General features: G+C 30.4%; 20 protein-coding genes. All 20 read right to left on the bottom strand.

What is annotated here, in order from left to right; all coding sequences use genetic code 11:
- Nucleotides 1-326: 326 nt before the first annotated feature.
- Entirely contained in the window at nt 327-1,025 is a 699-nt protein-coding gene (locus Q0F58_RS06875) for an energy-coupling factor ABC transporter ATP-binding protein (RefSeq protein WP_294374139.1), read from the bottom strand.
- A gap of 23 nt (nt 1,026-1,048) precedes the next feature.
- The gene (gene cbiQ, locus Q0F58_RS06870) at nt 1,049-1,849 is read right to left on the bottom strand and encodes a cobalt ECF transporter T component CbiQ (protein WP_294374137.1); all 801 of its coding nucleotides are present in this window, start codon (nt 1,847-1,849) and stop codon (nt 1,049-1,051) included.
- Between the two features lie 192 nt (nt 1,850-2,041).
- A complete protein-coding gene (locus Q0F58_RS06865; protein WP_294374135.1) occupies nt 2,042-3,043 on the bottom strand; it encodes an energy-coupling factor ABC transporter permease in 1,002 nt (333 codons plus the stop codon).
- Between the two features lie 107 nt (nt 3,044-3,150).
- On the bottom strand, nt 3,151-3,945 hold the full coding sequence (locus Q0F58_RS06860) for an urease accessory protein UreD (protein WP_294374133.1): 795 nt from the start codon (nt 3,943-3,945) through the stop codon (nt 3,151-3,153).
- Nucleotide 3,946: 1 nt separating this feature from the next.
- Nucleotides 3,947-4,558 (bottom strand): urease accessory protein UreG, encoded by a 612-nt coding sequence (ureG, locus tag Q0F58_RS06855; protein WP_294374132.1) that lies wholly within the window; start codon nt 4,556-4,558, stop codon nt 3,947-3,949.
- A gap of 41 nt (nt 4,559-4,599) precedes the next feature.
- Nucleotides 4,600-5,286, bottom strand: a complete 687-nt coding sequence (locus Q0F58_RS06850) for an urease accessory protein UreF (RefSeq protein WP_294374128.1) — start codon at nt 5,284-5,286, stop codon at nt 4,600-4,602.
- Between the two features lie 4 nt (nt 5,287-5,290).
- Nucleotides 5,291-5,761, bottom strand: coding sequence for an urease accessory protein UreE (locus tag Q0F58_RS06845; protein WP_294374124.1), 471 nt, complete (start codon nt 5,759-5,761; stop codon nt 5,291-5,293).
- Nucleotides 5,762-5,922: 161 nt separating this feature from the next.
- Nucleotides 5,923-7,641: an urease subunit alpha gene (ureC, locus tag Q0F58_RS06840; RefSeq protein ID WP_294374122.1), complete on the bottom strand. Its 1,719-nt coding sequence runs from the start codon at nt 7,639-7,641 to the stop codon at nt 5,923-5,925.
- Between the two features lie 33 nt (nt 7,642-7,674).
- Entirely contained in the window at nt 7,675-8,034 is a 360-nt protein-coding gene (locus tag Q0F58_RS06835) for an urease subunit beta (protein ID WP_294374119.1), read from the bottom strand.
- Between the two features lie 33 nt (nt 8,035-8,067).
- Complete coding sequence (gene ureA / locus Q0F58_RS06830) at nt 8,068-8,370, bottom strand: urease subunit gamma (RefSeq protein ID WP_294374117.1); 303 nt, start codon at nt 8,368-8,370, stop codon at nt 8,068-8,070.
- 132 nt (nt 8,371-8,502) lie between these two features.
- Entirely contained in the window at nt 8,503-9,249 is a 747-nt protein-coding gene (locus Q0F58_RS06825; protein ID WP_294374114.1) for a peptidylprolyl isomerase, read from the bottom strand.
- Nucleotides 9,250-9,636: 387 nt separating this feature from the next.
- Nucleotides 9,637-10,641: a formamidase gene (locus Q0F58_RS06820; RefSeq protein ID WP_294374111.1), complete on the bottom strand. Its 1,005-nt coding sequence runs from the start codon at nt 10,639-10,641 to the stop codon at nt 9,637-9,639.
- 196 nt (nt 10,642-10,837) lie between these two features.
- Nucleotides 10,838-11,158 (bottom strand): P-II family nitrogen regulator, encoded by a 321-nt coding sequence (locus Q0F58_RS06815; protein ID WP_294374108.1) that lies wholly within the window; start codon nt 11,156-11,158, stop codon nt 10,838-10,840.
- A gap of 13 nt (nt 11,159-11,171) precedes the next feature.
- On the bottom strand, nt 11,172-11,498 hold the full coding sequence (locus Q0F58_RS06810) for a P-II family nitrogen regulator (RefSeq protein ID WP_294374105.1): 327 nt from the start codon (nt 11,496-11,498) through the stop codon (nt 11,172-11,174).
- A gap of 128 nt (nt 11,499-11,626) precedes the next feature.
- A complete protein-coding gene (gene urtE, locus Q0F58_RS06805) occupies nt 11,627-12,313 on the bottom strand; it encodes an urea ABC transporter ATP-binding subunit UrtE (RefSeq protein WP_294374103.1) in 687 nt (228 codons plus the stop codon).
- Nucleotide 12,314: 1 nt separating this feature from the next.
- On the bottom strand, nt 12,315-13,091 hold the full coding sequence (gene urtD / locus Q0F58_RS06800) for an urea ABC transporter ATP-binding protein UrtD (protein ID WP_294374100.1): 777 nt from the start codon (nt 13,089-13,091) through the stop codon (nt 12,315-12,317).
- Nucleotides 13,092-13,152: 61 nt separating this feature from the next.
- The gene (gene urtC, locus Q0F58_RS06795; protein ID WP_294374095.1) at nt 13,153-14,301 is read right to left on the bottom strand and encodes an urea ABC transporter permease subunit UrtC; all 1,149 of its coding nucleotides are present in this window, start codon (nt 14,299-14,301) and stop codon (nt 13,153-13,155) included.
- 51 nt (nt 14,302-14,352) lie between these two features.
- The gene (urtB, locus tag Q0F58_RS06790; protein ID WP_294374091.1) at nt 14,353-15,261 is read right to left on the bottom strand and encodes an urea ABC transporter permease subunit UrtB; all 909 of its coding nucleotides are present in this window, start codon (nt 15,259-15,261) and stop codon (nt 14,353-14,355) included.
- Between the two features lie 192 nt (nt 15,262-15,453).
- Nucleotides 15,454-16,746: an urea ABC transporter substrate-binding protein gene (gene urtA / locus Q0F58_RS06785; RefSeq protein WP_294374089.1), complete on the bottom strand. Its 1,293-nt coding sequence runs from the start codon at nt 16,744-16,746 to the stop codon at nt 15,454-15,456.
- A gap of 225 nt (nt 16,747-16,971) precedes the next feature.
- Nucleotides 16,972-17,978: response regulator (locus Q0F58_RS06780; protein ID WP_294374087.1), on the bottom strand; the 1,007-nt coding region annotated here is incomplete at its 5' end.

Genomic DNA, 17,978 nt, shown 5'->3' with positions numbered 1-17,978 from the left:
TTTAATATTGCAATTAACAATATGTAATTGATAATTTTCAACAAAATATGGAATCTTTTCAATATTTCTTTGATACTTTTACATTTATCACATAAATTTCAATTTTGCAACATATAATTGAAAATTTTTAATATTATCATAAATATTAAATGCAAATCCACATAGTAATATATCAAATATACATATATTCACCATATGTTTGTTTTTGTTCTATAAAATCACAATCATGAAATATCTACAATTAACTAAAAAATAAAATTCATTGAATCAAGTTCTTTTATGCTATACATGACATAATTTAATTTTTGTGGGACATCCCTACTCTATCATGCAAGACTCCATATTTCCAACTTTTCTTTATCGGATAACGCTTCCTCAACACTTCCATTATAAACAATCCTACCTGCATTTAGAATTATAACCCTGCTGCATATCTTTTTTACCATATCTAAATCATGGGTAGCTATAATTTTAGCAGTATTAATATGTTTTATTGTTTCAATAAAAAGCCTCTTCCCTTTAGGATCTAAAAAAGATGTGGGCTCATCAAATAATATATATGATGGTTCCATAACAAGAACAGTTCCTATAGATACTTTTCTCTTTTCCCCTCCTGATAAATTGTTAGGAGACTTATCAAGAAGATTTTCAATTTCTAATTTTTTAGATATATCAAATATTTTCTTTTTTATATCACTTTCATCCATTTTATTGTTTCTAGGTCCAAAAGCTATGTCATCATATACTTTATTCATAAAAAGCTGGTTATCAGAATTTTGAAATACCACTCCAACTTTTTTCCTTATTTCCTTTAAATTTTTCTTATTTGTTTCAATATTATCAACTTCTATCTTTCCTGAAGAAGGCTGCAATATTCCTACAAGTAACTTAATTAATGTGGATTTGCCTGCACCATTTCCTCCTAAAAGGCCTATAGTCTCTCCTTCTTTTATTTTCAAGTCAATATTTTCTAATGCTTTTTTCCCATCTTCATAGCAATAATTCAAATTTTCAATATTTATCATAATGCTTCTCCTTTAATGCAGAATCAATTAAAAATATAAAATGTATATAGGCTTATATTTATCAACCGCATCCCTAAAATCATGCTGCATACAAGCACAATATATATATAATCTTTAATTTTCATATTTCTTTTACAAGATACTGGGTAAACACCATCAAATCCTCTGCATTTCATGGCCATATATATTTCTTCTGCCCTGCTAAAACTTTTCAAAAGTATCTGACCTAAAAAAGCTCCCATATGTTCAAATTTTATTCCCTTTACATCCCCACTTCTCAATGAATATGCATTATACATAGTAATTGTTTCTTTTAATATTACTGAAATATATCTATATGATAACAAAAACTGGACAACTATGATTTTAGGTATTTTCATTTTTTTTAAGGAATAAAAAATCTCTTCCATAGATGTTGTTGCAACCAATATGTAGACAGATGTGACCATAAATATAACTTTAATTATTATAGATATACAAGATAACATTCCATAAGTTACGGGAATATTTTTTACATAAAATAAAATATTTTTATCTAATATTAAATTAGAAATTCCCATGCATATACAAAGTGGAAAAGTTACTGCTATTCTTTTTAATAATGCTTTTTTAGGAATATCTACTAATTCAATCAATATTACTGGATAAAAAACAAATCCTATTAACAAGCTTACATCATATTTATCAACAGATGCAACTGCTAATAGGAATACAAGAGTAACAATTATCTTAGAAATAGGATTTAGGGAGTGTATTATAGACTCCCCTTGTGATATTTTTTCTAGTTCCTTTATTTCTGATAAATTTCTATTTAAATTGCTCATACTTATTATTTTACCCTTCTTTATAAAACTCTTCGTATTTATATCTTTTAATCTGAATAATTTTCAATTTACATATATATTGCAATTCACAATAAAAGATAAAATCTTTGAAAGATTTATTTAACATTTCTATATGTAGAAGATATATTTTAAATATAAGCTTAATCTTGCAATATATACTATAATGAATTCTTAAATTTTCCTCATATTTTTAATTCTTGATATTACAAATCCTATTATCAGTGCCAAAATAAATACAATTGCACCTCCACCTAATCCTGCAATACTTGTACCAATTTTGGAATCTTCATTATCTTTAAAATTATAATCTGGCATAAATGATGAACTTTCCTGAATCTTTTCACTTATTTCATAAGATGTTCCTTGTGTTGACAATTCTTCCTCAGAAGTTATATTTCCTATTGACCATTCTAATCCATCTGGATATTCTGAAGCATATAATGAAAGTAAACCTCCAACAAGTCCAGTAAGTACAACCATACCTATAATTATTTTCTTAAGACTTAAATTTGATGGCAATCTATTTCCAGCTCTTGTAAATTCTAAAACTTCAGGTCTAATACTTTGTATATAGCATAATACTGCTCCAGTTATTAATCCTTCTCCTATTCCTATAGCAAAATGAATTGGCTGCATCAATAATAAAAAAGAAGTAAATGGAAGCTCTGTTCTTCCAGATAATAATGTTTCAAGAACTACACTGAACGCTCCACATTGAAGTCCTATAACACTTGTAATAACTGATGCTGCTATTATTTTTGCTTTTGATGCATTACTGTTCAGCATTTTTTTAAATATCAATGGATAAAATACCAGACATGAATAGAATCCCATATTAAATATGTTACAGCCCAGTGCAAGTATTCCTCCATCTGCAAAGAATAATGCCTGTATCGCAATTACAGTTGCAAGAACGAGAAATGCCGGAACCGATCCTAATACTGAAGCCAATATTAAACCTCCTCCAATATGTCCACTTGATCCTGTTCCTGGTATTGTGAAGTTAATCATTTGAGCACAAAAGACAAATGCTCCCATAACTCCCATTAATGGAATCTTTTTTTCTTCTAAATTATCTTTTGCTTTATAAACACAATATCCCAACGTTGCAGTTGTAACAGCCCCCATTACTCCTGCCACTTCTGGTGATATTAATGCATCTGACATGTGCATGTATGTTCCCCCTTTTTGTATTTACTGTCTTATTCATATATAAAATATAATTTATATAAATTATATATGAATTATGCACTTTCTGCATTAAAATTTTTACATAAAGCTTAAAATTTTTCTATTAATTCTATAATTCTTTCACTTACATCTGTCATTTTCTGACCACTATATCCTAAAATCTTTATACTTAAATTTTTATCCTTTGTAAAAGAAAAACCTCCTGTAACTTCATCACTCTCTTCTATAATTTTCAATATGTCTTCACTTATTTTTTCATCAACATTACAATTTCCTATAAATATATTAGCAAGATGAGTGTATCCCTCAAAAAAACCATATCCATTCATATTCATTTTATCTGGATCATACATGGTATTATCTCTATATATTAATTTGTGATTACATTTTACCTCTATATATGATTTATAACACTTATATTGAAATTTCTCCCCAGAATTACTTCTGCCACATGAAATTATATCTACCAGGATAATTTTTGAAGTACTCTCTTCAAGATTAACTTTTATTGTATTTTCAAAATTTGACTGAGCAAATGGAATAGCAGGCTGTGGATTATATTTTAAAAAACTGTTTTTTTCCACATTTATTTCACAATGTCTTACTGCTTTTCCTTCAAGCATCTTATGTATTTTCTCATATGCCTGTGATGTAACTTCAAGTCTTGTATTTTCACCAACCTGAATATTATATTCCTGTCTGTCCCCAGCCATTATCCCTGCTGAAGAACTCATTATCATTATCTTTAAATAATCATCATCCATTTGAAATGGCTTCATTATTTTAAATGGTGCTGTAAAATAAACATCATCAAGGATGGCTTTTCCCTTATTATTTTTAGTTTTTATATTAATTGTTGATATCTTTTTAAAAACATTATCCATACTATTTTAAACCCTCAAGGAGAACATCCTTTTTAATCCAGTTTATAATTTTATCAACACCTTCACATTCTCTTATATTAGTAAATACAAATGGTCTATTTCCCCTCATTTTCTTGGAATCTCTCTCCATAACTTCTAAACTTGCTCCAACATATGGTGCTAAATCAATTTTGTTTATAACAAGCAGATCTGACCTTGTTATTCCTGGACCGCCTTTTCTTGGAATTTTATCTCCTTCTGCCACATCTATTACAAAAATAGTAGCATCAGAAAGCTCAGGACTAAATGTAGCTGAAAGATTATCTCCTCCACTTTCTATAAATATAATATCTAAATCTTCAAATCTTTCCACAAGTTCATCTACTGCTTCAAGATTCATTGAAGCATCTTCTCTTATAGCAGTATGAGGACATCCTCCAGTCTCAACCCCTATAATTCTTTCTAAAGGCATAACACTATTTTTAGCAAGAAATTCAGCATCTTCTTTTGTATATATATCATTAGTTATTACACCAATACTATATTCACTACTTAACTTTCTTGTAAGACATTCTATCAACGCTGTTTTTCCAGAACCTACTGGTCCTGCAATTCCTATTTTTACATAAGACATATTACCACATCTCCTTACTATATTTTTATGTTATATTTTTTTCATGACATATACAATCTTGAATAAAGTCTTTCATGCTGCATAGACCTTATATCAAATCCAGGCGTTGACATACATAAATCTTCAATTGTAAGATTAGAAAGTTTATCAATTATATCATCAAAAAATTCGTAACACCTGTATAATATTTTCTGGCCATCATTTTGACTTAAAGGTATTAATTTTACTCCGTTTATTACTGCTGCTGATACATAAGAATATAAATATCTTTCCATAGCTTTCTTATGATTAATATTACAGCTGCTGCAAAACACTCCATAAGCTACAGAATGAATTCTGTTTCCCTTTAAATTTTTATTACTGTATTCTTTAAATATCTCATCCTTGTATTGTATATCTAATTCTGATACTGTTTTTATAAACCTTGATCCCAGCTTTTCACCTGCTGCTCTTATTTCTTTAGGAATTCTGCTTGCCTCTATTATCTCTTCTATTTTAAAAATGTCATCTAATCTATTTTGTGATGCATATTCATATGCCTTATAAGCAGATAAAAGCTCTGTATGGAGAAAATTTGTTTCTGCATTAGCTTTTATATACTGAAACATATCCTGAGAATTTCTTATATAATCTTTCTGTATATATGTTTCAAGACCATATGAATGAGTATATGTCCCTATTGGAAATGCTGCATCATTTATCTGAAATAATAAAAAATCTTCATGCATAATTTTAATGATGATGATTGTTAATAGAAGAAGATATTCTATGATCAAAATCTATTTTCATTAATTTGGGTTCTACTTTAACTCCTAAATTTTCAAGCATAAGTTTCATAGGTTCATCATATATAGTTATAAATTCATTATTATTGCTGCCACTTATTAAGGTTGCATGTCTATTCCCAATCTCATAGCAGACTTTTGGAATAAGGTGGCTATCTTCAACATTAACCACAAGCCATTTGGATTCCTTTATATTTACAACCACAGCTGTATCATTTTCAACTCCAAGAACATCTCCATCTCTAAGTCCCCTTGTAAGTATTGAATCATCAAGTTTTATTCCTAGTTCAATACCACCTTCCGTTGAAGTTTTATGTATTTTCTTAAAAGCATCATGCCATTCAATATTTACATAATCTTTTTTTAATTTTTTAAATTCATCATCATTCACTGATCCAATTATCTTTTCACATAGCATAATAATTTCTCCTTTTTCTTATTGATATTATTATTTTTACCAAATTAGCAAATATATGTTGCAATATTAGAATTTGCCTGATACATATAAAAACATCAAAAAGCCTTGTAAATATCCTACATCTATTGTTAATCGCAACATATATTTTTAAATTCTATTTCTTAAAACAAATTATATAATTGAGTTAATGGCAGTTCCTCTGCTGGTTCACATTTTAATACAACATCATCAGCCTTAACTTCATATGTTTCTGGATCCACTGTAATAAGTGGTGTTTTGTCATTAAATTTCATATCTTTCTTTCCAATGTTTCTGCAGTTTTCAACTGGAACTACAGTCTTCTTCAATTCAAGTTTTTCTTTTATATTATTTTTGATTGAAGCTTTTGAAACAAAAGTCAAACATGTATTATATTTGGCACCTCCATGTGCTCCAAACATATGTCTGTAAAATACAGGCTGTGGTGTAGGTATTGAAGCATTTGGATCTCCCATTTTAGCTGCAATAATCATTCCACCTTTAATTATAATATCAGGCTTTACTCCAAAAAATGCTGGATTCCAGATTACTAAATCTGCAAATTTTCCTTTTTCTATAGAACCTACATATTTTGAAATTCCTTGAGCTATAGCTGGATTTATTGTATATTTTGAAATGTATCTCTTTGCTCTGAAATTATCATTTTCACCAGTTTCTTCTTCAAGTCTTCCTCTTTGAGCTTTCATTTTGTGTGCTGTCTGCCATGTTCTTGTTATTACTTCACCAACTCTTCCCATTGCTTGTGAATCTGAACTCATGATACTGAATACACCTAAATCATGAAGTATATCTTCTGCAGCTATTGTTTCTGGACGTATTCTTGAATCTGCAAATGCTATATCTTCTGGTATATTTGCATCTAAATGATGACATACCATAAGCATATCTAAATGTTCATCCAATGTATTTGCTGTATAAGGCATTGTTGGATTTGTTGACGCTGGAAGCACATTTTCATAAGATGCAGCTTTTATAATATCGGGTGCATGTCCTCCTCCTGCACCTTCTGTATGGAATGTATGTATTGTTCTTCCTGCTATTGCATTCATTGTATCCTCTACACATCCAGCTTCATTTAATGTATCTGTATGTATAGCAACCTGTACATCATATTTGTCAGCTACATTTAAACTTGCATTTATTACAGCTGGAGTTGCCCCCCAGTCTTCATGAATTTTAAGACCTAGAGCACCATTTTCAATTTGTTCAATAAGAGGTCTTTCACTTCCACAATTTCCTTTTCCGAAATATCCTAAATTCATTGGATATTCATCTGAAGCTTTAAGCATCTGTCCAAGATTCCATGGACCTGGTGTACATGTTGTTGCATTAGTTCCGTCAGCAGGACCTGTACCACCACCTATCATTGTTGTTACACCACTAAATAATGCAGTGTCTATCTGTTGAGGTGAAATAAAGTGAATATGTGTATCAATACCTCCAGCAGTAACTATCAATCCTTCTGCTGAAATTGCCTCAGTTGATGCTCCAACTTCCATTCCAGGTGTTACACCATCTAAAATATCTGGATTTCCTGCTTTACCTATTCCTATAATTTTTCCATTTTTAATTCCAATGTCTGCTTTAACTATGCCTGTATAATCTAAAATTAACGCATTTGTAATTACTAAATCAAGATCCCCATCTTCACTTGTAGTATTAACAGATTGTCCCATTCCATCACGAATAGTCTTTCCTCCACCAAATTTTATTTCATCACCATAACATGTATAATCCTTTTCTACTTCTATAATTAAATTTGTATCTCCAAGCCTTATTTTATCGTGAACTGTAGGCCCAAACATCATACCATAATCCTTTGAAGATATTTTGTAACTCATTATTTAATCCACTCCTTAACTGGCAGTTTATTCTTATATAAATCCTTTTAATTTTGCCCTATTTACGGATGCAGCCTTTGTTGATTCGACAGCCTGACCTTGTGTAAGTTCATTTAATCCAAAAACTCTCTTTTTTCCACCAAGTTCTACGAGCTGGACTTCTTTTTCTTCTCCTGGCTCAAATCTTACAGATGTTCCTGATGGTATATCAAGCTTCATTCCATAAGCAGATTCCCTGTCAAATTTAAGAATTTTATTTACTTCAAAAAAATGAAAATGAGAACCTACCTGGACAGGTCTGTCTCCTGAATTTATTACTTTTATTTTTATTGTTTTTCTGTTGTCATTTAATATTATTTCTTTATCTGAATAAAAAACTTCTCCAGGAATCATATCTATAATCTCTCCCTCTCTGCAAAAATTCTCTTATTTTATTGGATCATGAACAGTAACCAACTTAGTTCCATCTTTAAATGTAGCTTCAATCTGAACATCATGAATCATTTCAGGAACACCTTCCATGACATCCTCTCTTGAAAGAAGTTTTGTTCCCATATTCATAAGTTCAGTAACAGAGTGTCCATCACGAGCAAGCTCTAAAAGTTCCGAACTTATATATGCAACAGCTTCCACATAATTCAATTTCAATCCTCTATTTTTTCTTTTTGCTGCAAGCTCCCCAGCAAAATGAAGCATTAATTTTTCCTGCTCCTTTGGAGTCAGCCTCATAAATATCACTTTCCTTTCAAATATGCAAAAAAAGTCTATAACAACCTAAAGGTTGTTATAGACTTCGTTGCCTAAAAATATTTATTTTTATTCTTTTATAATTGTATCATTTTTTTCATTTTCTATCAATGACTAAATAATTTTCACTTTATATCTTTCTTTCAATTCTTTCATTTTTTCTTCATATTTTTCCTGCTGCTTCTCTGATGCAAGCTGATCCCTTAATTTATCTTTAACTTCTTCTATTTCAATAATTCTTGGCTTTGTTTTTTCTTCTATTTTTATAATATGATAACCGAACTGCGTTTTTACTGGTTCGCTTATAACATTCAAATTCAAATTAAATGCAACATCCTCAAATTCCTGAACCATCATTCCTCTTTTCACTATACCAAGACTTCCTTCTCTCTCTTTTGATGGACATATTGAATATTTTTTTGCAGCATCTTCAAATGAAATTATTCCATTTAGTATATCTTCTCTTATTCTTTTAATATCTTCTTCTTTCTCAACAAGAATATGTTTTGCTAAAACAGACTCTCCCTCAACAAATTTATCCTTATTGTCATCATATGTTTTTTGAATATCTTCATTTGTTATATTTATTTCTGAAAACATTTTTCCCATTACAATCTGAGTAAGGAGCTGTTCCTCTAACTCTTCAACTTTTCTTTTAAATTCCTCACTTTCATGAATCTTCTTTTCTTTTGCATACCTACTCATAAGCATAAACCCTATTTTTTGTTCAAGAAGCTGATTCATTCCTTGTTCAGTTTCAAAATATATTCTCTTATTTACTGGATATCTCTCTATTATTCTCTTTAAATCACTCTCTTTTATTTCAATATCATCAACTATTGCAAGTATTTTATCATCCATAAATATATCTCCTTCACATATCTATAATTTATATATAGTAATGCTTGCTTACTAATAATTAATCCTTTTTTTAAAGAATATGAAATACAATTAATACTCTTCTTTAAAATTTTTAATTAATTTAATCTCAGCATTATACCATATACATACTATATTTTAATTTTTTCTATATTAAACTTCGATTTAAACGAATTTGTTTTCAAATTTAACCAATTTCATTGTCTATCTTTAAATATCTCAAATAAACATTTCTTACTGAAAATTTATTTTTAGTTCTGATTGTTCTTAATAAATTTTTTACACCTGTAAAATAAGTCAGGGCGCAGACTATAAAGCATGCACCCTATAACTATAGTTTCACTTTATAGTGAAACATATTGATAATGTCTAATTTCCAAATCTTCCTCCAGTTGTTGGGTATCCATATATAGAACCATCTTTAATCTTTATGTCATCTTCCCAAGGCAAATGATATTTTCCTGCTGCAAGATCTTTAATATATGTTAAGCCTGCATCACTTTCTCCACCTGGTTTAGCAACATATCCTCTATGTCCTAAGTTGTATATATTATTTTCTAATCCCCAGCTTCTTCTAGCTGCATCTGCAAGACCTGGATAAATTTCTCCAGTGACAATTTCCCAAGGATTTCTCTGACCTTGTACAAGAGTTGTACCATCAAAGTTACAAATCTGGCCTTCACCAAAGTAATAAAATACTCCATCATACCCTGCAAGGTTAACTGCTACTGTATACATAAGATTTTGCCATGCATTTGATCTATTAGTTAATATCCATTGGTCATTAACCTGAGTACTGTATCCTGAAATTCTTATATATACATTACATCCCTTATAAGCTGCTTCTCTAGCAAGTTCTGGAATCATACCATCATGACAGATACATACTGATAATTTGCTTCCAGCAGGTCCATCACAAACTGGCATTCCTAAATCTCCAGGATACCAAGGTTCTATTGGATTCCAAGGGAATAACTTACGATATTTTAAAATTATTTCTCCTTCTGGATTTATTATTATTGCTGTGTTATAAGGGTTTTTATTTGGATCTGGATTTCTTTCCATTATAGAGAATACTCCATAAACTCCTGCTTCTTTACATGCTTTACCAAATATCTCTGTTTCTTTACCTGGAACATCGCATAAAAATTCATCTGTAAGCCATTTTGCTGTATTTAATCCTTGTGTACTGTATTCAGGGAAAATGATAAGTTCAAGTCCTGGATATCCTGCTTTTGTAGCATGTATTGTTCTTACAATGCTTTCAATCTGCTTATCAATATCTGCCCTTGAATTTACAACTGGTGCAGGAAACTGCACTGCTGCTACTAAAAATCCTTGTTCTGGTTTACTCATACTTCCTATACTTCCCATAATTAATTCCTCCTTAAATTTAAAACAATATATTTTTATTTTTCTTATTTTTATATAATTAATGGCAAAGACATACAATATAAAATTTCTATTTTATATGACGTCTTTGCCATAATATTCATTACATAGTTAATGTACCTTAATTTACCATTAAATTAATATCGTTCTATTACTTTAACATACATATTATTCGTTTCTATATGCCTTTACTTATTGTATATGTTCTAAGCACTGGTGATACAAATATTTTTCCATCACCAGGATTTCCTGTTGAATTTACATCCATAATTGTTTTTACAACTTTCTCTGCTTCAGAATCTTCTACTACAATAAGCATTTCTCTCTTATGCATAAGATTGGTCTTCATTATTGAATTATCAGGCATAACTACTGTCAGCGGTTCTTTTCCTTTTCCCCTTACCTGACGCCCTGTATATCCAGAAATTCCTACATCAAGAAGTGCCTTTTTGGTCTCCTGAACTTTTTCAGGTCTTATAAGAGCCAATATTTCTTTCATAAAGATACACCTCCTATAAACCTTCAGTCATAGAACTTATTGTATATGCCTTTTCAACAGGACTTACAAAAATTCTTCCATCACCTATATTTCCATTTTCACCTGTTCGCGCATTTTTCATTATAGTTTTTACAACTACATCTTCATCATTATCATTTACAATCATAATCAGCATAGTTTTTGGAAGTTCATCATAAAACACTGATCCTACAGTGATACCTTTCTGCTTTCCTCTTCCATACACATCCATTTCAGTTACTGCTGAATAGCCTTCCTTAGCCAATTCTGTAAGAACTATTCCTACTCTTTCAGGCCTTATTATAGATCTGATCATCAACATAATTTTCCCCTCCAGACTTTTCAAATTTCCAATTATTATTTATAAACAAATATTTCATCATCCATAGTTCCAATAAATATAATGTCAATATGTTTATCTAATCTTTTTAATACTAACAATCACTATTTTTATAATGAAAGTAAAGATTGTAATGCTTTTTTATCTAGAGTTTCAGTCTCTCCACTCATGACAATCTTTCCTTTTTCCATTACATAACACTCATCTGCAATTTCAAGTACAAATTCCAAATATTGTTCAACTATTAAAACTGCCATCTTTTCTTTAAGTTTAATTATTACTTTTCCAATATCCTGAATTATTGAAGGCTGAATTCCTTCTGTAGGTTCATCTAAGATAAGAACTTTTGGTTCTGAAATTACAGCTCTTGCAATTGCAAGCTGCTGCTGTTGTCCACCTGATAAGTCTCCACCTTTACGATCTAGAAATTCCTTTAATATTGGAAAAGTTTCAAATATATGCTCTGGTATTTTAGTTACATTTTTATTTGCTTCCATACCAAGCAATATATTTTCCCTTACTGTAAGCTGTGGGAATATTTCACGTCCCTGTGGAACATATCCAATCCCAGATTTTGCTCTGGCATAAGTTGGCTTTTTAAAAATACTTTCTCCATCAACTGATATATCTCCTGATGGTGTTTGTACTAATCCCATAATTGATTTTAATGTAGTAGATTTTCCAACTCCATTTCTACCTACAAGACATGTAACCTTACCCTTTTCAGCTTTAAGAGAAACTCCATGTAAAACCTTACTTCCGTTATATGCTGCTGTTATATTATCTAACTGTAACATTCTATTCACCTCCCCTTCCTAAATAAACATCAATAACCTGCTGATTATTCTGGACTTCATCTATAGTTCCTTCACAAAGTATAGCTCCTTCATGTAATACAGTAACACTTGTTGAAACATCTTTTACAAATTTCATATCATGTTCAACGACTATTATTGAACAATCTTTTTGAATTATCCTTAAAAGTTCTGCTGTTCTTTCAGTCTCTCTTCTTCCCATACCAGCAACTGGTTCATCAAGAAGCATTAATTTAGGTTGAAGAACACATAACATACTTATTTCAAGCCATTGTTTTTGACCATGTGAAAGAATTGAAGGATATTCATTTCTATATTCATACAATCCAACAAATTTAAGTGCATCATCAATACGTTCATAATCTTCTTTTGATAACTTTCCAAATATTGAAGAAAACAATCCATGATTTTTAGCTACTGCAAGTTCCATGTTTTCCATAATTGTTATTCCCATAAATATGCTTGGAGCTTGAAACTTACGTCCTATTCCAAGTTCAACTATTTTATGCTCCTTTATCTTAGGAATACTGCACTCCTTATCATTATTTCTATATATAATATCTCCATTTGATAGCTTATTTTTACCACATATAGCATCAAGTAACGTTGTCTTTCCAGCTCCATTTGGTCCTATAAAAAACCTTATTTCATTTTCACCTACTGAAGTTGTAACATTCTTTACTGCTTTAAAATTTCCAAATGTTATACTTGCGTCTTTAATTTCAAGTATAGGTTTCTTTGCAACTTTTATTTCTGCCATTGTGCTCCCTCCAATCATTTATTATTTTCATACGGTTCAAATACAATAACATTTGATTTTATCAATTCAAAATTTGTCCACCTTTGTTATTCATCATATCCTCATTTTCATCTTTCTGAAATTCTGCTGGGGCATCATCTTTAATCTTTCCAAATCTTGCTTTAATTCTTTTTGGAACATCTTTTAATGAAATGAGTCCATTTGGTAAGAATAGAATTGAAACAATGAATATTACTCCTAAGAAATATGACCATACTTCAGGAAAACTTTCACTTATAAGGCTCTTACAAGTATTTGTAAGTAATGCACCTAAAATAGGTCCTACTAATGTACCTTTACCACCAATTGCTGCCCATATTACCATTTCAATTGAAGGAGAAATATTTACATCATAAGGTGATATTATTCCAACCTGTGGTACATATAATGCTCCTGCAATTCCTGCAAGTGCTGCTGATAAACAATAAACAAAAACTTTATATACTGCTGGATTATATCCTGTAAAACGTGCTCTGTTTTCTGAATCTCTTATTGCTATTAATACCTTACCAACTCTTCTATTTACAAGAATGCTGCATATTATGAATGCTCCTAATAAGAATAAAAATGTAACATAAAATAGTACTAATTTAGTCATTGGAGAATTAACTGATTTTCCAAATATACTTGTGAAATTTGTAAGACCATTTGAACCTCCAAAGTATTCCTGCATACCTATTAATAAAGTTGCAAGTGCTGCTGATAAAGCTTGAGATAATATTGAAAAATATACACCTTTAATTCTATTGATAAATGTAAGATATCCTATTACTGCTGCAAGCAATACTGGAATCAAAACTACCAGAATAAGCGAAACTGCTGTACTCTTAAATGGTGCCCAGAATACTGGAAGTTCTGTTATACCACTCCAGCCCATAAAATCTGGAAGAGCTCCATTTGATGCTTCGAGTTTTAAATGCATTGCCATACAGTAGGCTCCAAGACCAAAGTAAACACCATGTCCCAGACTTAATATTCCTGTATATCCCCAAATCATATCTATTCCAATTACTATTAATGCAAAACACATATATTTTCCTAACAAATTAGTTCTGAAAGAAGACATATATAATGGTGCTGTTGCTAAAAATAGAAATATTAATGTTGCTAAAATAGTTTTTCCTGAAATCTTTTTACTTTTCTTCTTCTGAACTGTAACAGTACCTTCCATAACTCTGCACCTCCATAAATTTTAAAATCTAACGTTCTGCTATCTTTACAATTAATCATCAAGGGCACGATTACTTATTGTAAATATTCCCTTAGGCTTAAATTGTAAGATTATTATTACAACTGTGAAAATCAAAACTTTTCCAAGTGATGCACTTGTAAAATATTCAAATGTTGATCCACCAAGTCCCATTACTCCTGAACCTACAATGCATCCTACAATTCTTCCTACTCCACCTACAACTACTGTCATAAATGTATCGACTATATAAGTAGAACCTATTGTTGGTCCAACTGGTCCAAGAAATGTTATAGCAGCTCCTGCAATTCCTGCAAAGCCTGAACCTATTGCAAATGTACCAGCATCAATTAAACTTGTATTAACACCAAGACTTGCTGCCATTGGTCTGTTCTGCATTACAGCTCTTACATTTCTTCCCTGTTTAGTTCTATACATAAGATATGCTATAAGTGTTACACATACTAGTGAAAGAAATAATATAAACAATCTCTTATATGAAAGTGATAGTGTCTGTGTTATTACTAAATTCTTATCTAAAAATGGAGGGCAATCAACACTTACATTTGATGTACCAAAAATACTTCTAGCAAGCTGCTGTAATACAAGACTTACGCCCCATGTTACTAAGAGACTGTCTAAAACTCTTCCATAAAGATGTTTTATTATAACTCTTTCTAAAATAAGACCAAATAATGCTGATACTATAAACGATGCTATAAGGGCTACAAAGAAATATCCTCCAAATATTGAACTTGGCATATATGCTTTAAAAATATTCTGTACTACATATGTAGTATAAGCACCAATCATTATAAATTCGCCATGAGCCATATTTATGATTCCCATAAGACCAAATGTAATTGCAAGTCCTAATGAAGCTAACAATAAAATCGAACTGATACTTAAACCGTTAAATAATTGCATTAAAAAATTTTCCATACAGCTCTCCCTGCCTTTCTCTTTTAAATTGACAATTGATAATTGACATTAAATTTGAAACAATATGACTTATCCCCTATCAACTATCAACTAATTAAAAAATGGTACCTATCTATTTTTCAAAGCTTTTTCTTTTAAAACTTCAAGACAGGTACCACATTGTACTTAAATATTAACTTATCTTTAAATTTACTAACTATTTTGACCTAAACCAGCTGCTTCTGCCCAGTCATATCCTTTTAACCATGGATCTGGTTCAACTCTATCATCAGTCTGCCATAATATATCAACCTGACCTTCTGAATTACATTTACCAACTAAAACCTTCTGTAATGTATGATGTGTATCGCCCTTCGCAATTGTAACCAATCCTTCTGGTGCTTGGAATTCAACATCACCACTTTCACATGCTTTTATAACATCTTCAACATTAAATGAACCTGCTTTTTCACAAGCTGCTGCCCATAAGTAAACACCTTCATATGCATTTTCAATTGGATCTCCAGTAACTCTGTCATCACCATATAATTTCTTAAATTTTTCAACAAATGTCTTATTTTCTGGAGTATCTAAAGTTTGGAAATAGTTCCATGCAAATAAATGACCATCTGCATATTGTGCACCCATACCACGTATATCTTCTTCATAACAACTGAAAGACATTGTTTGAATCTTATCTGGGCTAAGACCAGAATCCTTATATTGTTTAAAGAATGCAACGTTTGAATCACCATTTATTGTATTAATTATTACATCAGGATCTGTCTGTTGAATTTTTGTAATTACTGTACTTAAATCAGTATGTCCAAGTGGAATGTATTCTTCACCAACAATATCAAAATTGTATGAAGGCTGCATTGCCTTTATTATAGTGTTTGTAGTTCTTGGATATACATAATCGGAACCCATTAAGAATACCTTTAATTTATTTCCATCTTTAGGTTTTATATTATTCTGAATATAATCTATTGCTGGAATTGCCTGTTGATTAGGACATGGAGCTGTATACATAATATTATGTGAAGATTCTAATCCTTCATACTGAACAGGGTACCATAAAAGTCCATTATTTCCTTCAAATATAGGAAGAACTGCTTTACGGCTTGCAGATGTCCAGCATCCAAAAACTGTTGCAACATTATCTTTAGTCAAAAGTTTTGTTGCTTTTTCAGCAAATATTGCTGAATCGGATGCACCATCCTCAGTAACATATTCAATCTTTTTACCAAGTACTCCGCCTTTTTCATTTATTTCATCAATTGCCATCTTTGTTGCATCGATCATTGGCATTTCAGCCATTGCCATTGTTCCACTCATTGAATGAAGAATACCTACCTTAACAGTATCACCACTGTCTGCTGCTGAGCTTTCTCCGCCACCAGTTGCACTTGATAATGCTGAACCACCGCAGCCCATACATGCAATTGATAATGCAGCAGTTAAAGTTAAAGCCCCTAATTTCTTAAAAAAATTTCTTTTACTCATTATTACCACTCCTTCTTATTTTTCTAACAAAAAAGACGCTTTTCATAAGTTATAAATCTTATAACATTATCAAAAGCGCCTTTACTTTCTTACTTATTTATTTGTTTTATTTTTGTTATTTGGTATGTTTATATAATATAGTATTTCAACTATAGTAAAAACCATATAAATCCGTTTTTTTCCTATACTTTTCCGTTGTAAACAATTAAATATCAGTACTTTGTCTTATTTTTCTATTTTCTTTCTATATTGGCTAGGGGTTTGTCCAATATATTTCTTAAAGAGTTTTGTGAAATAATCAACTGTAGAATATCCCATAGCATCACTTATCTCATATATTTTCTTACTTGTATCATGAAGCATTTTCTTTGCATACTCCATTTTCATAAAAGTACAATACTCTATAAGTGTCATATCCATTACAGCTTTAAACTGTTTTCCTATATAATCTTTACTCAACTCTAATTTATCAGAAACAACTTCTATAATATTATTACTCTCTATATTTTCAGCAATAATAGTACATATCCTATTTATCACGTTATCATATTTATAAAGCATATATTTTTCTGAAATATACTTCATTATCTTCAATACATCTACTGCTTCAAATTCCGAATTTTTTTCTGAAAATATATTATCCAGATTTGAAACATAATTAAGCCATGAAAATGAAGAAAGCATTCCTTCCCATATTCTTTCTAGTATTTCCTTAATAATTGATGGATATATCTGTTTATTTTCAATCCCCATTGTATCAACATATTCATAAAAGCTTTGAAGCATAGTTTCTGGATAAAATTTATCCCTTATTATACTATCTGTCCATAATTTGATATTTTCTTTAGAAATTACATACATTTTGTCCTTGGAACTTTTATTATCATATTTTTCTATAAGCATTTTTTCTAATTTATCAAGAACTTTTCTTAACTCATCTTCTTTTAACGGTTTTATTACATAATCAACTGCTCCAAGCTGAAGCCCCCTTTTAGCATATTCAAATTCACTATAAGTACTTACAAGAACAACAAATACATCAATATTACGTTCTCTTATAAGTTCAAGGAGTTCAATCCCATCTATAATTGGCATTCTTATATCTGTTATTACAACATCAAAATCATAATTTTCAAGAAACTCTAATGCTTCCTGTCCATTTTTAGCTTGTTTTGTAATTCTAAATCCACTATTATTCCATACTTTCATCTTTGATACTATATATCTAAGAC

The sequence above is a fragment of the uncultured Clostridium sp. genome (assembly GCF_934754915.1).
Lineage (GTDB): Bacteria > Bacillota > Clostridia > Clostridiales > Clostridiaceae > Clostridium.
Note: the sequence above shows the minus strand (reverse complement) of the source record. Positions and strands in the feature narration are given on the sequence as shown.

Excerpts from the sequence above, each read along its gene's own strand:
- Q0F58_RS06860 (WP_294374133.1), bottom strand. The coding sequence starts at position 3,945 with ATGGATAATGTTTTTAAAAAGATATCAACAATTAATATAAAAACTAAA.
- ureC (WP_294374122.1), bottom strand. The coding sequence starts at position 7,641 with ATGAGTTACAAAATATCTTCAAAGGATTATGGTATGATGTTTGGGCCT.
- cbiQ (WP_294374137.1), bottom strand. The coding sequence starts at position 1,849 with ATGAGCAATTTAAATAGAAATTTATCAGAAATAAAGGAACTAGAAAAA.
- Q0F58_RS06810 (WP_294374105.1), bottom strand. The coding sequence starts at position 11,498 with ATGTTGATGATCAGATCTATAATAAGGCCTGAAAGAGTAGGAATAGTT.
- Q0F58_RS06825 (WP_294374114.1), bottom strand. The coding sequence starts at position 9,249 with ATGGATGATAAAATACTTGCAATAGTTGATGATATTGAAATAAAAGAG.
- urtA (WP_294374089.1), bottom strand. The coding sequence starts at position 16,746 with ATGAGTAAAAGAAATTTTTTTAAGAAATTAGGGGCTTTAACTTTAACT.
- Q0F58_RS06815 (WP_294374108.1), bottom strand. The coding sequence starts at position 11,158 with ATGAAAGAAATATTGGCTCTTATAAGACCTGAAAAAGTTCAGGAGACC.
- urtE (WP_294374103.1), bottom strand. The coding sequence starts at position 12,313 with ATGTTACAGTTAGATAATATAACAGCAGCATATAACGGAAGTAAGGTT.
- Q0F58_RS06875 (WP_294374139.1), bottom strand. The coding sequence starts at position 1,025 with ATGATAAATATTGAAAATTTGAATTATTGCTATGAAGATGGGAAAAAA.
- Q0F58_RS06865 (WP_294374135.1), bottom strand. The coding sequence starts at position 3,043 with ATGCACATGTCAGATGCATTAATATCACCAGAAGTGGCAGGAGTAATG.
- Q0F58_RS06820 (WP_294374111.1), bottom strand. The coding sequence starts at position 10,641 with ATGGGAAGTATAGGAAGTATGAGTAAACCAGAACAAGGATTTTTAGTA.
- urtD (WP_294374100.1), bottom strand. The coding sequence starts at position 13,091 with ATGGCAGAAATAAAAGTTGCAAAGAAACCTATACTTGAAATTAAAGAC.
- urtB (WP_294374091.1), bottom strand. The coding sequence starts at position 15,261 with ATGGAAAATTTTTTAATGCAATTATTTAACGGTTTAAGTATCAGTTCG.
- ureA (WP_294374117.1), bottom strand. The coding sequence starts at position 8,370 with ATGAGGCTGACTCCAAAGGAGCAGGAAAAATTAATGCTTCATTTTGCT.
- Q0F58_RS06835 (WP_294374119.1), bottom strand. The coding sequence starts at position 8,034 with ATGATTCCTGGAGAAGTTTTTTATTCAGATAAAGAAATAATATTAAAT.
- urtC (WP_294374095.1), bottom strand. The coding sequence starts at position 14,301 with ATGGAAGGTACTGTTACAGTTCAGAAGAAGAAAAGTAAAAAGATTTCA.
- ureG (WP_294374132.1), bottom strand. The coding sequence starts at position 4,558 with ATGTCTTATGTAAAAATAGGAATTGCAGGACCAGTAGGTTCTGGAAAA.
- Q0F58_RS06845 (WP_294374124.1), bottom strand. The coding sequence starts at position 5,761 with ATGCTATGTGAAAAGATAATTGGATCAGTGAATGATGATGAATTTAAA.
- Q0F58_RS06850 (WP_294374128.1), bottom strand. The coding sequence starts at position 5,286 with ATGCATGAAGATTTTTTATTATTTCAGATAAATGATGCAGCATTTCCA.